Here is a 14,536-nt window from a genome sequence, read left to right on the forward strand (position 1 = left end):
TTCGCCTGACGCTCTCTTGCGAGCGGCGATTGGCATCTTCAACACTCAACGGTGACAGCGCCATTTTTTTTGTTCGTGGTGTGCACGCAAACTTGGATCCCGGCCTTCGCCGGGATGACGTACTGGAGCAGTCGCGGAGCGTGAGTTTGCCGCTGCTCTCGAGACCGTCATTACCGCCACTGGCGGTAATGACTCCCGGCGAAGGCCGGGACAATGCCACTGGCATTGTCCCGCCCAAGTTCGTCGCGTACCACTAGCCTCAGCTATTAAACCCCTTCCCTTCCCCAGCCAGCTTCACCATCAGCGGCGCCGGCTTCCACGCCTCCCCGTGCCGCCCGCGCGCATACTTCTCCATCGCCATCAGCACATTCGGCAGTCCCACGCTATCCGCGTAGAACATCGGCCCACCGCGATGCAGCGGGAAGCCATACCCGGTCAGGTAGACCATGTCGATATCCGACGCCCGCAGCGCGATGCCTTCCTCGAGGATCTTCGCCCCTTCGTTCGCCAGCGCAAACACCAGCCGCTCGACGATTTCCTGGTTCGAGATCTCGCGCCGCGCCACGCCGATGTCGGCCGAATGGCGCACGATCATGTCGTTCACCGCATCCGACGGATAGGCCTTGCGGTCGCCCGGCTTGTAGTCGTACCAGCCCGCGCCCGTCTTCTGGCCGAAGCGGCCCTGTTCGCACAGCAGGTCGGCGGTCTTCGAGTAGGCGATCTCCGGCGACTCGATCGCGCGGCGCTTGCGGATATACCAGCCGACGTCGTTGCCGGCCAGGTCGCTCATGCGGAACGGACCCATGGCGAAGCCGAAGCCTTCGATCGCCTGGTCGATCTGCTCCGGCAGCGCGCCTTCGTCCAGCATGAAATAGGCCTGGCGCAGGTACTGCTCCAGCATGCGGTTGCCGATGAAGCCGTCGCACACGCCCGATACCACCCCGGTCTTCTTGATCTTCTTGGCCAGCGCCATGCTGGTCGCCAGCACGTCCTTGCCGGTTTCCTTGCCGCGTACGATCTCCAGCAGCTTCATCACGTTGGCCGGGCTGAAGAAATGCAGGCCGATCACGTCCTGCGGCCGCGAGGTGAAACCGGCGATGCGGTCCAGGTCCAGGGTCGAGGTATTCGACGCCAGGATCGCGCCCGGCTTCATCACCCGGTCCAGTTCACGGAACACGGCCTCCTTGACGCCCATGTCCTCGAATACGGCTTCGATCACGATGTCGGCCTGGCCGATGTCCGCGTAGTCCAGGGTGGTCCGGATCAAGCCCAGGCGCTGGTCGAGCTTCTCGGCCGTGAGCTTGCCCTTCTTGACGCTGCTCTCATAGTTCTTGCGGATGGTCGCCAGGCCCTTGTCCAGCGCTTCCTGCTTCGTCTCGAGGATGGTGACCGGGATGCCGGCGTTGGCGAAGTTCATGGCGATGCCGCCGCCCATGGTGCCCGCACCCACCACCGCCGCGCTGGCGATGCTGCGTACCGGGGTGTCGGCAGGCACGTCGGGGATCTTGCTCACGGCGCGCTCGGCGAAGAAGGAATGGCGCAGCGCCTTCGATTCCGGCGTCTGGGTCAGGTGCAGGAAGCGTTCACGCTCGAACTTCAAGCCTTCCTCGAAATCCTTGCTGGTGACGGAAGCGGCCACCGCCTCCACGCATTCGAGGGGCGCCGGGAACGGGCCGGCCATCGCCTTGACGGTGTTGCGCGAGAATTGCAGGAAAGCCTCGTGATTCGGGTAGTCGACCTTGCGGTCGCGCACTTTTGGCAGCGGACGGATGTCGGCCACCTTGCGCGCGAAGCCGGCGGCGGCCTCGAGCAGGTCGGTGCCGGCCGGGAAGACTTCGTCGAAGAGCGCGGTGCCGGCCAGCTTCTCCGATACCACGGGTGTGCCGGAAACCACCATGTTCAAGGCCATTTCCAGCCCCAGCAGGCGCGGCAGGCGCTGGGTGCCGCCGGCGCCCGGCAGCAGGCCGAGCTTGACCTCCGGTAGCGCGATCTGGGCGCCCGGCAAGGCCACGCGGTAATTGCAGCCCAGGGCCAGCTCCAGGCCGCCGCCCATGCACACCGAGTGGATCGCAGCGACCACCGGCTTGGACGCGTTCTCGACCACGCGGATCAGGGAATGCAGGGTGGGCTCGGTGAGCGCCTTCGGCGAGTTGAATTCGCGGATGTCCGCGCCGCCCGAGAACGCCTTGCCGGCGCCCGTGATCACGATCGCGCGCACGGCCTCGTCGGCCTCTGCGCGGCGCACGCCTTCGGCGGCGGCGGTGCGCGTGGCGAGGCCAAGCCCATTGACCGGCGGATTGTTCAAGGTGATGACGGCGACGTCGCCATGTACCTGGTAGTCGGCACTCATGTCTCTTCTTCTCCTTATCAAGTGATCTAGCCCGACCACTATAACTGAAAAAAGAACGGGCGTATTATTTTCTCATCGATTTTCCGCGCGCCTTGCCCTCGGGTAGTGGCCAATGCGCGGGACAACATGCCCGTTGTAAAACAACCAAAAGTATAAAATCCCCGATCAACCGGGCGCAACAATTCAACAGAACGCGCCTCGGCAGGCGCACAATACAGCTTCGCGGCACCACCAAACAAGTAGAGACCGGACCATCCGCTTCCGGTTTCGAGGAGACACACACATGCGCAGCAAAATCACCTTCCGGGTGACGCTGGTCGTCGCCCTCGTACTCGCCGTTCAGCAAGCCGCCGACGGCGTCTCGGTGCATTATTTGTTCGACGAGGAGGCGCTGCCGGCCTTCTCGAACTGGTGGGGCCTGCTCCTCCTGCCCGCCATGACCTGGATCGCCCTGGGGCGCGTGTGCGCCGGCTACGACGGCGAAGCCTTCGTCAGGGACGCCATCGGCGCCTTGCTGTTCGGCGGCGCACTGGCCTTCGTCTATGAGCATGGGCGCCTGGACATCTTCGAATTCCTGGGCGAAGGACTGCTGCTCCTGACCCTGGCCTATCCGATCTACCGCGCCGGCTGCGTCGTCGGATTCGTGTTCGGCGCCGCCTATGCTTTCGGGCCCGTGGTTCCGGTCCTTGCGGCCTGTGCACTGGCGCCGGCCGCCTACCTGGGACACCACGGCGTGCGCATGCTGTGGTCGCTGCACAGGGCGCCGAGGCAGGAGCCGCCGAAAGCGCAGGGGCAGCAAGCGCAGCAGAACATGCAAGGCGCATTGCGTTCTGCGAAATAACTGCCACAATCCTCGTGTCCCGTTAACGAGGAGTCAGCATGCGTCGCCAACTTACATTCGCAGTGGCGCTTGCCACCGGCCTAATGCTCGCCTGGCAGCATCTCACCACCGGCGTGCCGGCCCATCACCTGCTGGCGCGCGCCGACATGCCCGCCATCTCGAACTGGTGGGGGGTGATCCTGTTGCCGCTGCTGGCCTGGGTCGCGGCCTCGCGCGTCGAGGCCCGCTACGGCGCGAAGAAAGCTTTTGCGGCGGCTCCGGGCTTCGCCGGCGGCCTGCTGTTCGGTGCGGCCGTGGCGCTGTTCTTCAGCCTGGGACGCACCGACCTGTGCGAATACCTGATGCAGGGGCTGCTCCTGCTGGCCTTCTTTTATCCCATCTACCGCTCCGAGACCCTGCTAGGTTTCGCCTTCGGCATGAGCTATGCCTTCGGACCCGTACTGCCGGTGCTGGTCGCCTGCGTCCTCGCGGTGGGAGGCTATGTGCTGTACCAGCTCCCGCGCGTGCTCTGGTCCGCCGTCAAGGCGCAAAAGCGCTAGCCGGCTTCAAGCGCCCTTGCGCTTCCTGTGCCGGGGCAGCGGAAACACATCCGCCACGATGATGCTGTCGCCGATCTGGCGGCTGGGCGAGGCGGAATCGTAGACCACCATCAGCCCGTCCTCGGCGCCCTCTGGGCCGGGGAACAGGGTCATGCCTTCCGGATGGTCCACGCCCTCGCCATAGGGCAGGCTCAGCAGACGCTCGAGCCGTTCGTGCGGCATCACCGTCTCCTTGTCCGGCTGCGCGCCGCCCGGCCAGCGGTAGACGTGGACCGGCCCGTCCAGGTCCATGGTGGGCCCGGCCAGGATCAGCAGGTCCTTGCCCTGCACGCACAGGTCGCGGATGCCGAGGCCGTGCAGGTCGACGAAGTGCTTGCGCAGCATCTGGGCCTCGCCGTCCACCGGGGCCAGGCGCAGCTTGCCGGGTTCGTCGTCCACCACGGCCACCTCCAGGATGGCCGCCCAGCCCCGCAGCACGGGGCCGCGCAGGCCCAGCAGCAGGTGCTTGCCGGCGACGGCGATGCCTTCGATGTCGAAGCCGTTGTCCTTGCCGGGGATGGACAGGAAGGGGCCGAAGTGTTCGTCTTCCTTGAGCAGCGCCGTGAGTTCGTTGCCATGCTCGTCCCCGCGCAGCAGCGCGGCGCTGCGCCGTTTTCCCTTGTGTTCGACTTCCTTCGCCAGGGTCGTCTCGCCGTTTTCGGTGGCGACGGGAATGCGCGCCAGCAGGTAGCGGTTGCCGTCGGCGCCGACGGAACACAGGCGCTTGTGGGCTTTCTTTGCGCCGTCGTCCGGCTTGGGCTGCTTGCGGCGCAGGCTGTGCGAACCGACCAGCCACATATATTTGTCGTCGCAGGCGAGGCCCTCGATATCGGCCTCGTTGATGTCGTCCTTCGTCTCGCCATGGGGCGGAAGCGGCAGGTCGAGGAAATCGTGCAAGGCAAACTGCTTGTGGTCGCGGGTGAAGCTGCTCTTGCCCGAACTGTCCTTGTCGGCCAGGGTCAGGCGCTCGATGCTGACCGATTCGTCGTTGGCCAGCCAGAGCGTCTTACCCATGCGCAGGGCCACGGACAGGCCGTCGCGCAGCTCCTTGTCGCGCGTGAGGTTGTCGCGCTCCGGGTGGAACTCCAGCAGGACGATGTTCGAGGGATGCATGCGATGGCCTCCGTGCGCTTGACGATATGGCCGAGCATACCGCCAAGCGGGAGAACATGGCGCAAGGGCGGCGCCGTCGCCCCTATGCGGTGGGCAGGCGGTACTCCTGGTAGGCCTCGCGCAGCTTGTTCTTCTGGATCTTGCCGGTGCCGCCGACCGGGAGGCTGTCGGCGAACACCACGTCGTCCGGAATCCACCACTTGGCGACCTTGCCTTCGAAGAAGCGCAGCAGCTCCTCGCTTGACACCTCCATGCCGGGGCGGCGCACCACCACCAGCAAGGGCCGTTCGCTCCATTTCGGATGCTGGACGCCGATGCAGGCCGCCTGCAGCACGGCCGGATGGGACATCGCGACGTTCTCCAGGTCGATCGAGCCGATCCACTCGCCGCCCGACTTGATCACGTCCTTGCTGCGGTCGGTGATGCCGAGGTAGCCGTCCGGGTCGATGGTGGCCACGTCGCCGGTCGGGAACCAGCCATCCTGCAGCACGCTGCCGCCCTCGCCGCGGAAGTAGCCGGACACCACCCAGGGGCCCTTCACCAGCAGGTGGCCGTAGGTCGCGCCATCCCAGGGCAGCTCGCTGCCGTCGTCGTCCACGATCTTCATGTCGACGCCGTAGATGGCGTGGCCCTGCTTGCGCAGCACGGCGCGCTGGTCCTCGACCGGCATCTTCATGTGCTTGCCCATCAGGGTGCAGGCGGTGCCCAGCGGCGACATCTCCGTCATGCCCCAGGCGTGCACCACCTGCACGCGCAGGCGGTCGATCAGGGTGTCCATCATGGCCGGCGGACAGGCCGAGCCGCCGATCACGGTGCGGCGGAAGGTCGAGAAGCGCAGGTCGTTCTGCAGCACGTAGTTGATCAGGCCCAGCCAGACCGTGGGCACGCCGGCCGAGAAGGTCACGCCCTCCTGCTCGAACAGCTCGTACAGCGACTTGCCGTCCAGCGCGGCGCCCGGATAGACCATCTTGGCGCCGGACAGCAGCACCGAGTACGGCAGGCCCCAGGCATTGACGTGGAACATCGGCACCACGGGCAGCACCACGTCGGCCGAGGACACGTTCAGCGCGTTCGGCATGGCCGAGGCGTAGGCGTGCAGCACCGACGAACGGTGAGAATACAGGGCGCCTTTCGGATTGCCGGTGGTGCCCGAGGTATAGCACAGGGCCGCGGCGCTGCGCTCGTCGAACTGGGGCCAGCGGTAGTCGTCGGGGGCGGCGCCGACCAGCTCCTCGTAGCACAGCAGCATGGGGATGCTGGTCTCGCGCGGCATGTGCTCGCGCCCGCACATGGCCACGTAGCCCTTCACGGTCTTGCAGGTGCGCGCCATGATCTCGATGGCGGGCAGGAAAGTCAGGTCGAAGAACAGGAACTGGTCCTCGGCGTGGTTGACGATGTAGGCGATCTGCTCGGGGTGCAGGCGCGGGTTGATGGTGTGCAGGACGGCGCCCGAGCCGGAAACGCCGTAGTACAGCTCCATGTGGCGGTAGCCGTTCCAGGCCAGGGTGGCGACGCGGTCGCCCATCCTGACGCCCAGGCCGGCCAGGGCATGGGCCAGCTTGCGCGAGCGCTGCTCGCACTCGCGGTAGGTATAGCGGTGGATATCGCCTTCCACCCGGCGCGAGACGATCTCGCTGTCGCCGTAGTGGCGCGCGGCGAACTCGATAATGCTCGAGATCAGCAGCGGCTGGTCCATCATCTGGCCCATCAGGGGGCTCATCGGGTAGTCGGTCATCGGCGTCTCCATGATCTATTTTGCAACTTCGTGAATGTTGTAACGTGGTCAGAGTACGGTCGTCAATGCAATTCGATGATGCGATGCAGCAGGTATTTGCGGAACATGCTCACGCTCGTAGGGCGCTAGTTCGTTAGCTCGTCGTTCTGGCGAAGGCCGGAACCCACGTTTCCGCGCCGCGCCTACATTCAACATAAGTGGCGCGCGAAGACACTTGGATTCCGGCCTCCGCCGGAATGACGTTGGTAAGGTCGCGGTCTGACAGCGCCGCTACTTCGTCCTCTCCCACCCGTGCGCCTCCACATTCGGCCCGGTACGGTAGAATCCCGACATCCACCATCCCTTGATACTGGAACTGCCATTACTGCCGACGAACTCCCCCTGAACAATTCGTTTGCCGAGCTGCCCCCGGCCTTCTACACGCGCCTGATGCCGACCCCGCTGCCTTCGCCCTACTTCATCGCGGCGAGCAACCCGGCAGCGGCGCTGGTCGGCCTGAATGCGGGCGAGCTGGCGAACGAGGACTTCGTTGCCGTCTTCACCGGCAACAAGGTGGCCGTCCGTTCCCAGCCCCTGTCGGCCGTGTACTCGGGCCACCAGTTCGGCGTCTGGGCCGGCCAGCTGGGCGATGGCCGCGCGATCACCCTGGGCGACATCGCCACCCCGAACGGCCCCATGGAGCTCCAGCTCAAGGGCGCCGGCCTGACGCCGTATTCGCGCATGGGCGACGGCCGCGCCGTGCTGCGCTCCTCGATCCGCGAATTCCTCTGCTCCGAAGCGATGGCCGCCCTCGGCATCCCGACCACCCGCGCCCTGATCGTCACCGGCTCGCACCAGCCCATCGTCCGCGAAAGCGTGGAGACGGCCGCCGTGGTCACCCGCATGGCGCCCTCCTTCGTGCGCTTCGGTTCCTTCGAGCACTGGCACTACAGGAACAAGCAGGACGAGCTGCGCATCCTGGCCGACTACGTCATCAAGAACTTCTATCCGGAATTCGCCGGCGCGGTGAACCCCTACAAGGAACTGCTGGCCGAAGTGACCCGCCGCACCGCGCGCATGATCGCGCACTGGCAGGCGGTGGGCTTCATGCATGGCGTCATGAACACCGACAACATGTCGATCCTGGGACTGACCCTGGACTACGGCCCCTTTGGTTTCATGGAAGCCTTCGACGCCAACCACATCTGCAATCACACCGACCAGGGTGGCCGCTATTCCTATGCCAACCAGGTGCCGGTGGGCCACTGGAACTGCTATGCGCTGGGCAACGCCCTGCTGCCGCTGATCGGCACGCCTGAAGAAGCCGAGGAAGCCCTGGATGTGTACCGTCCCGCCTTCGGCGCCCAGCTCGACGAGCTGCTGCACGCCAAGCTGGGCCTGCGCGACACCCGCGACGAGGACGGCGCCCTGTTCGACGCCATGTTCCAGCTGCTACAGGCCAACCATGCCGATTTCACCCTGTTCTTCCGCCGCCTGAGCGGACTGCGGGTGGAGGATCCTTCCTTCGACACGCCGCTGCGCGACCTGTTCATCGACCGCGAAGCCTTCGACGCCTGGGCCGCGACCTACCGCGCGCGCCTGCGCGCCGAGTCCAGCGACGACGCCCTGCGCAGCGAGGCCATGAACCGCGTCAATCCCAAGTACGTGCTGCGCAACTACCTGGCCCAGGTGGCGATCGAACAGGCGCAGAATGGCGACTACAGCGGCGTGCACAAGCTGCTGGCCGTGCTCGAGCGCCCCTACGACGAACAGCCGGAAAACGAATCCTATGCCGCCTTGCCCCCTGACTGGGCGGCGCATCTTGAAGTAAGCTGCTCATCCTGATTAAGAGACAGGCCATCATGAACGATAAAGTGACGAAGACCGACGCCGAGTGGCGTTCCCAGCTCGACCCGATGCAGTACCAGGTCACGCGCCATGCCGCCACCGAGCGCGCCTTCACCGGCAAGTACTGGGACCATCACGAGCACGGCATCTATCACTGCGTCTGCTGCGACACCCCGCTGTTCGAGTCGGACGCCAAGTTCGATTCCGGCTGCGGCTGGCCCAGCTATTTCCGCGCCCTCGACCCGGACAATGTGATCGAGAAGGAAGACCGCACCCACGGCATGCTGCGCACCGAGATCATCTGCGCCGTGTGCGACGCCCACCTGGGCCACGTCTTCCCCGACGGTCCGCCGCCGACCGGCCTGCGCTACTGCATCAACTCCGCCGCCCTGCGCTTCGAACCCATCTAACCACCAAGGGACTACCCCGCAATGAAATTCCTGTTCGACCTGTTCCCGGTCATCCTGTTCTTCGGCACCTATAAATATGGTGAAAGCAACCAGGAGTGGGCCCACGGCCTGGCCACCCAGTTCCTCGGCGGCCTGATCGCGGGCGGCTCGGTGCCGCCCAGCCAGTCGGCGATCCTGCTGGCGACGGCGGTGGCGATCGTCGCCACCTTCCTGCAGATCGGCTATTTGCTGGCGCGCGGGCGCAAGGTCGACGGCATGCTGTGGCTGTCGCTGGGCGTGATCGTGGTCGCCGGCGGCGCCACCATCTACTTCCACGACGACACCTTCATCAAGTGGAAGCCGACCATCCTGTACTGGGGCTTCGCCCTGGCCCTGCTGGTGGCCCAGGTCTTGTACCGCAAAAACTTGATGCGCTCGGTGATGGAGGCCCAGGTGAAGCTGCCCGATCCGGTCTGGAACCGGGTCGGCTATACCTGGATCGTGTTCTTCTTCGCCATGGGCCTGCTGAACCTCTTGATGGCCTTCGTGGTGTTCGCCACCGATACCAGCGCCTGGGTCAGCTTCAAGCTGTTCGGCTTTACCGGCATTTTCTTCGCCTTCGTGGTCGTCCAGACCCTGATGCTTTCCAAACATATTGAGGAGGACGCATGAGCACCCCTACCGATCGCACCGAACGCCTGCGCGAGCGCCTGCAGGCCGAACTGAAGCCTTCCGTGCTCGAGATCACGGACGATTCCCACCTGCATGCCGGCCATGCGGGCGCGGCCTCCGGCGGCAGCCATTACAGCGTGAAAATCGTCTCGGACCAGTTCGAGGGCCGCACGCTAGTCATGCGGCATCGTCTTGTGTATGATGCCGTGCACGAAATGATTAACAAAGCGGAAATCCACGCGCTCGCCATCACGGCGACCGCGCCTTCCGAACAGTCCTGAATGTCGGCTTCAGGCTGCTTTAAGAAAACTCGCCGACAATTGAACTGGTTGTTACAAAAACTAATCTAACCTCGTCCAGCAACTCTCCCCGCTACAGGAACACCACATGACTTTTAAGCCAGCACGCCTGCTGTTAGCCCTGATCGCCGTTGCAGCGGCGCCCGCCTTTGCCCAGAACCTCGCAGTGGTGAACGGCAAGCCGATCCCGTCGGCGCGTGCCGATGCGATGGTCAAGCAAGTCGTCGCGCAAGGCCAGGGCCAGGATTCGCCGCAGCTGCGTGAAATGATCAAGCAAGGCCTCATCGAGCGCGAAGTGCTGATGCAGGAAGCCATCAAGCAGGGCTACGACAAGAAGCCGGAAGTGAAGGCCGCGCTGGACAACGCGCGCCAGGCCATCGTCGTGAACCAGCTCGCCAAGGACTACATCGCCAAGAACCCGGTGAGCGACGCGGAAATCAAGGCCGAGTACGACAAGTTCAAGGCCCAGACCGGCGACAAGGAATACCACGTGCGCCACATCCTGACCGACAGCGAAGCGGACGCCAAGGCGATCATCGCCAAGCTCAAGGGCGGCGCCAAGTTCGAGGACCTGGCCAAGCAATCGAAGGACACCGGCACCGCCAACAGCGGCGGCGACCTGGACTGGGCTGTGCCTGCCTCCTTCCCGGCTGAGTTCGCCGCCGGCTTCACCGGCCTGCAGAAAGGCGCCATCACCGAGACCCCGGTCAAGACCCAGGCCGGCTTCCACGTGATCAAGCTGGACGACACCCGCGCCGCCAAGCTGCCGTCGCTGGAAGAAGTCAAGCCGCAGATCGCGGACTCCCTGACCCAGCAGAAACTGCAGGCCTACCAGGAGCAAATGGTCAAAAAGGCAAAGGTGCAGTAAGATGTGCTGTCGCCGGCGGCGCATCCAGGATGGAGACAAACCTGGTTCGGCGCCGGTTCTCGTCGCCCGCGGCGATACTTTTCGTGTTTATATAGGATCTCAACAATGATTTTGAAGCCAGCCCGCCTGTTGTTAGCCATGACCGCAATGGTTGCCATGCCAGCATTCGCGCAAAACGTTGCGACCGTCAATGGCAAGCCGATCCCGGCGGCCAAGGTTGACCAGCTGGTCAAGCAAGTCGTCGCCCAGGGCCGCGCCACCGATTCGCCGCAACTGCGCGAAGCGATCAAGCGTGACCTGATCGGCCGCGAAGTGTTGATCCAGGAAGCCGACAAGCAGAACATCGGCGCGCGCGCCGACGTGAAGGCAGCGATCGACAACGCCCGCCAGAGCATCATCATCAACGCCATGCTCGCGGACTACGTCAAGAAGAACCCGGTCAAGGATGCCGACATCAAGGCCGAGTACGACAAGTACAAGTCGCAAGTGGGCGACAAGGAATACCACGCACGCCACATCCTGGTGGGCACCGAGGAAGAAGCCAAGGCCATCATCGCCAAGCTGAAGGGCGGCGCCAAGTTCGAAGAACTGGCCAAGCAGTCGAAAGACGGCAGCGCCAACAACGGCGGCGACCTGGACTGGGCAAGCCCGGCAGCCTATGTGCCTGAGTTCTCGAAGGCCATGGTTGGCCTGCAAAAAGGCGCCATCACCGAAACCCCGGTGAAGACCCAGTTCGGCTACCACGTGATCAAGCTGGAAGACACCCGTGCGGCCAAGATCCCGGCCCTGGACGAAGTCAAGCAGCAGGTCGCGGAACAGCTGCAGCAGCGTCAGCTGGCGCAGTACCGCGAAAGCCTGGTCAAGAAGGCCAAGGTTCAGTAATCACGCTGGATCGGCAAGCGAAAGGCGCTCCCTCGGGAGCGCTTTTTCATTGTCGCGAACATCCGCGGGCGCAGGCCTTATCCAGCCGGACCTTGCCCTTCCCGCTTCCGAACCCGCAGACCCGCGACAAGGACGGGCCGATGCATTGCTGCCCGCCCCTTCCACAGACACCGGCGGTCCTAGTTCTTTGTCCGCAACAACTGTCGAAGCTCTTTCAGCAGCCCTTCGGCTTCGTGTCTCGTGGCTGAGTTCCCGCAAGCATTCACCCAATACCGATTTCCATCCTGCGAGAGGAAGAGCAGGTGCTCTTCACCCGTCGCCATGGCGTAGCGCGAGGAGGTGTTGTCATTCATGACCACAAGCTGTGCCGGCGCCTTCCCCTTCAGGTTCTCCAGCACGTCGATCGTGATCCTGAAGGCGCTGATACCGTCCGGGTCCTCGGGATCGTCGCTCAGGCCTTCCTCCGATTGCACGCGCCCGATCACGATCGCTTCGGCGGCGGCCACTTCGACGCCGAGTGGCGTCCGATACCCGGATTGTCCGGTCCGGGGATCGAGGCAAACGGCATGCGCGGTCACTGCCTGGTCGCAGAGTGCGAGGACGACCGCGCACGGGCCAAGGCCCCGCGATGCCCTCATCCGGATCTGCCGTCCCGGCGCGGCGCCGGCGACTCCCGCGTCAAGGCAACTCGCTGGAATGCCCCAGCCACTCGATGCATTTGCCGCGCAAATTCGGGAAACGGCGCGCGATCCCGGTCAAGCCCTCTTCCAGCTGGACCTTCGTATTAAACGGGAACACGTCGCTCATCGACAGGGCGACCGCGATCCTGTACTCATCGCCGGAATCCAGCCACTTATCCCGGACGGCGAGGATTTCCTCCCCGTTATCCGAGACACACCAGATCAGGCGGTCCAATATTTCCGCGATCGCTTCCGCAGGCAATTCCGGCGCCCTGTTGTCAACCAGGGATTCCATAAACGCTCTGAGTTCTGTCATGGCGCGACTCCATCGTTAGCGGATTGGTGGAAAGCAGCCGGCCCAACGGATGGCCGGACTGCCCCGGCCTTCACTGTCCGACTTCCGGAAGCCGTGGTGGCGGGTAGCCCGGCGGATATGCTGAAGAGATTTCGAAGCGATTGGCGGCGCCCGGCCGCCGCGCGCGACACGCGGCGGCCGGGAAACAGGCCCGAATCGGGCGCGAGCAATACTGACATACTGAGCCATCCCCTTAGACATTCGATCGTTGTCGATAAATATCCATGCGAGCTTGTAGCGTGCTCGTCTAGGGTTCAGTGTAAGAGAAGTGTTACAAATATCGCAAGCAAAAGTTCCAATTGCTGTAGCAATTTTTACGACAATGTCGTCGTGTTGCGCGCGACATTCGCCTGATCTTGGTGTACAAATGGACGCCCGTGCAAACATGGCCGCTTCGGCCGCCGGCCGAAAGCGGTCGATGATGCTGATCGAAAGGCCGGCGAGCCCGGGCTGGGCCCTGCCCGACGCTTATTCTTCGTCGCAATGCCGCGGCGCGCCCGGATAGACACCGTTGTTGTAGGCATCGAGCACGCCTGCCCAGGCACGTTGCAGAGGGCATCCGCCCGCCGTGCACTCGCCCAGGGCCACCCCGCTGTTGAACCACGCCGTCGCCGCATTGATCACGCTCTGCACGCCCGACGGGGCCGAAGCGCCCGCGGCGCGGTTCAGGACCGCCGCCACGTACTGGTGGGCCAGGATCAGGTAAGCGTCGCCGCGCGTCGGGCGGTCCATGATCTGCTGCCAGGCCAGGCCGCTGGAGAAGAACGGCGCGTTGCGGTCGAAGCCCGACGGCCAGACCACGCCCGGCTTGTTGCTCCAGTAACCCTGCGTACGCACGCAGCCCTTGGGCGGACAAGCGCAGTCGGCCAGTTCCGTCTCCGCCTGCATGACCAGCTGCGCGCAGGGGTTCGCCACGAACGCCGTATCCGCCAGCACCACCCTGGCCTGGGCAGCCGCCATGCCGGGACTGCCGGCCAGACCAAGAACGAGCCCCAGCACCAATGCCACCCGGCTTGCCATACAGGTCAAGAAAGAACTCAACTTCATCGCATCCTCCGAGGTCGGACGGCCCGAAATGGCCGCTTCCGGAGGATGATGCGCGCACGCTGTGCGGCACGGCTTGCGTCAGCTCAGCCGTGCAAGTAGTTGAAATTCCTAGAAAAATCTTTCCTACAGCGACTATTTCTTCCCGCGCAGGACCTCGATTTCCGCCCGCAGCTTGCTGCGTTCGGCGTAGGAAGTCTCCAGCTGCTTGCGCAGGTCGTTGAGCTCGGATTCCAGGCTGGAGCGCGCGGTGGTGGCGCCCACCAGCTCCATTTCCGCGGCCAGGCGGCGGTCGGATTCCTCGGCCTGGGCCGTCACGTTGCGCTCCAGCTGGGCGCGCAGCTCGGCAAGCTGCTTGTCCTTGCCGTCGATGGCCAGCTGGTCCTTGGCCTTGCTGACCAGGGCGTCGGTGGCGATCTGGCGCGCGTTGCGCAGTTCCGCGTTCAGGCGCTCGATTTCTTCCGAGCGGTCGGCCAGTTCGGCCTCGACCTGGGCGCGTGCGGTCGCCAGCGCATCGCGCTCGGCTTCCAGCTCGTCGCCGGCGCGCAGCAGCGCCTCGGTGTCGCTGGCGGTTTGCGAGATCGATTCGCGCACGCCGGCGCTGGCCTGGTCGGCGAACTGCCTGACCCATTCGACCAGGTCGTTGACGATCGATTCCGGAATATCGGGACGCGGCAGCTCAGGCGGCTTGACGTGCTCGGCGCGCCAGGCGGCCAGGTGCTTGTAGATCGCGGTCGGCGTGCCGAATCCGAGCACCTCGCGCACCGCGTCGATATTGATTTCCTTGCCGTCCTTTTGCAGGCCGGCCGCGGCTGCCGCCACATTCTCGAAAGTGACGTCCTCGCTTGCCATGGTTTCTCCCATCTTGGTGTGCTTCTTGTTCATGTTCGTATGATATGCCAG

Annotated in this window: 16 protein-coding genes; 9 read left to right on the plus strand and 7 right to left on the minus strand. The window is 64.5% G+C overall.

Annotation, left to right across the window (positions count from 1 at the left end; genetic code table 11):
• Nucleotides 1-257 (plus strand): hypothetical protein (locus KBW95_RS19870; protein ID WP_211529155.1); only part of this gene is annotated, 257 nt, incomplete at its 5' end.
• A 2-nt stretch (nt 258-259) separates the two neighbouring features.
• Here KBW95_RS19870 and KBW95_RS19875 read toward each other — a convergent pair.
• Complete coding sequence (locus KBW95_RS19875; RefSeq protein WP_211529156.1) at nt 260-2,350, minus strand: 3-hydroxyacyl-CoA dehydrogenase NAD-binding domain-containing protein; 2,091 nt, start codon at nt 2,348-2,350, stop codon at nt 260-262.
• A 283-nt stretch (nt 2,351-2,633) separates the two neighbouring features.
• On the opposite strand from KBW95_RS19875, the gene KBW95_RS19880 reads away from it, so the two are divergent.
• Together KBW95_RS19880 and KBW95_RS19885 are read left to right on the plus strand one after the other, a co-directional pair.
• The gene (locus KBW95_RS19880; protein ID WP_211529157.1) at nt 2,634-3,191 is read left to right on the plus strand and encodes a hypothetical protein; all 558 of its coding nucleotides are present in this window, start codon (nt 2,634-2,636) and stop codon (nt 3,189-3,191) included.
• Nucleotides 3,192-3,229: 38 nt separating this feature from the next.
• Nucleotides 3,230-3,730, plus strand: coding sequence for a hypothetical protein (locus KBW95_RS19885; protein WP_211529158.1), 501 nt, complete (start codon nt 3,230-3,232; stop codon nt 3,728-3,730).
• Between the two features lie 6 nt (nt 3,731-3,736).
• Here KBW95_RS19885 and KBW95_RS19890 read toward each other — a convergent pair whose 3' ends face one another.
• Together KBW95_RS19890 and KBW95_RS19895 are read right to left on the minus strand one after the other, a co-directional pair.
• Nucleotides 3,737-4,882 (minus strand): DUF3616 domain-containing protein, encoded by a 1,146-nt coding sequence (locus tag KBW95_RS19890; protein WP_211529159.1) that lies wholly within the window; start codon nt 4,880-4,882, stop codon nt 3,737-3,739.
• Between the two features lie 82 nt (nt 4,883-4,964).
• On the minus strand, nt 4,965-6,617 hold the full coding sequence (locus KBW95_RS19895) for a 3-(methylthio)propionyl-CoA ligase (RefSeq protein ID WP_307727670.1): 1,653 nt from the start codon (nt 6,615-6,617) through the stop codon (nt 4,965-4,967).
• A 429-nt stretch (nt 6,618-7,046) separates the two neighbouring features.
• Here KBW95_RS19895 and KBW95_RS19900 point away from each other — a divergent pair, with 429 nt between their 5' ends.
• From KBW95_RS19900 to KBW95_RS19925, 6 genes are all read left to right on the plus strand, one after another.
• On the plus strand, nt 7,047-8,441 hold the full coding sequence (locus tag KBW95_RS19900; RefSeq protein WP_229429900.1) for a protein adenylyltransferase SelO: 1,395 nt from the start codon (nt 7,047-7,049) through the stop codon (nt 8,439-8,441).
• A gap of 17 nt (nt 8,442-8,458) precedes the next feature.
• Entirely contained in the window at nt 8,459-8,854 is a 396-nt protein-coding gene (gene msrB, locus KBW95_RS19905; RefSeq protein WP_211522759.1) for a peptide-methionine (R)-S-oxide reductase MsrB, read from the plus strand.
• Between the two features lie 21 nt (nt 8,855-8,875).
• Nucleotides 8,876-9,505, plus strand: coding sequence for a septation protein A (locus tag KBW95_RS19910; RefSeq protein WP_211529160.1), 630 nt, complete (start codon nt 8,876-8,878; stop codon nt 9,503-9,505).
• Nucleotides 9,502-9,786 carry a BolA family transcriptional regulator gene (locus KBW95_RS19915; RefSeq protein ID WP_211522757.1) on the plus strand — a complete coding sequence of 95 codons (285 nt, stop codon included), beginning with the start codon at nt 9,502-9,504 and terminating at the stop codon, nt 9,784-9,786. The genes KBW95_RS19910 and KBW95_RS19915 overlap by 4 nt, the downstream gene beginning before the upstream one ends.
• A gap of 106 nt (nt 9,787-9,892) precedes the next feature.
• Entirely contained in the window at nt 9,893-10,672 is a 780-nt protein-coding gene (locus KBW95_RS19920) for a peptidyl-prolyl cis-trans isomerase (RefSeq protein ID WP_211522756.1), read from the plus strand.
• A 105-nt stretch (nt 10,673-10,777) separates the two neighbouring features.
• On the plus strand, nt 10,778-11,554 hold the full coding sequence (locus KBW95_RS19925) for a peptidylprolyl isomerase (RefSeq protein WP_211522755.1): 777 nt from the start codon (nt 10,778-10,780) through the stop codon (nt 11,552-11,554).
• A 179-nt stretch (nt 11,555-11,733) separates the two neighbouring features.
• Here the strand turns inward: KBW95_RS19925 and KBW95_RS19930 are convergent, their stop codons facing one another.
• From KBW95_RS19930 to KBW95_RS19945, 4 genes are all read right to left on the minus strand, one after another.
• Nucleotides 11,734-12,132 (minus strand): hypothetical protein, encoded by a 399-nt coding sequence (locus KBW95_RS19930; RefSeq protein ID WP_211529161.1) that lies wholly within the window; start codon nt 12,130-12,132, stop codon nt 11,734-11,736.
• Nucleotides 12,133-12,232: 100 nt separating this feature from the next.
• On the minus strand, nt 12,233-12,550 hold the full coding sequence (locus KBW95_RS19935; protein WP_211522753.1) for a hypothetical protein: 318 nt from the start codon (nt 12,548-12,550) through the stop codon (nt 12,233-12,235).
• A 507-nt stretch (nt 12,551-13,057) separates the two neighbouring features.
• Nucleotides 13,058-13,597: a hypothetical protein gene (locus KBW95_RS19940; RefSeq protein WP_211529162.1), complete on the minus strand. Its 540-nt coding sequence runs from the start codon at nt 13,595-13,597 to the stop codon at nt 13,058-13,060.
• A gap of 171 nt (nt 13,598-13,768) precedes the next feature.
• Entirely contained in the window at nt 13,769-14,518 is a 750-nt protein-coding gene (locus tag KBW95_RS19945; protein WP_229429901.1) for a DNA-binding protein, read from the minus strand.
• Between the last annotated feature and the right edge of the window lie 18 nt (nt 14,519-14,536).

The organism is Massilia sp. ZL223, assembly GCF_018119395.1.
In the GTDB taxonomy this organism is placed as follows: Bacteria; Pseudomonadota; Gammaproteobacteria; order Burkholderiales; family Burkholderiaceae_D; genus Telluria.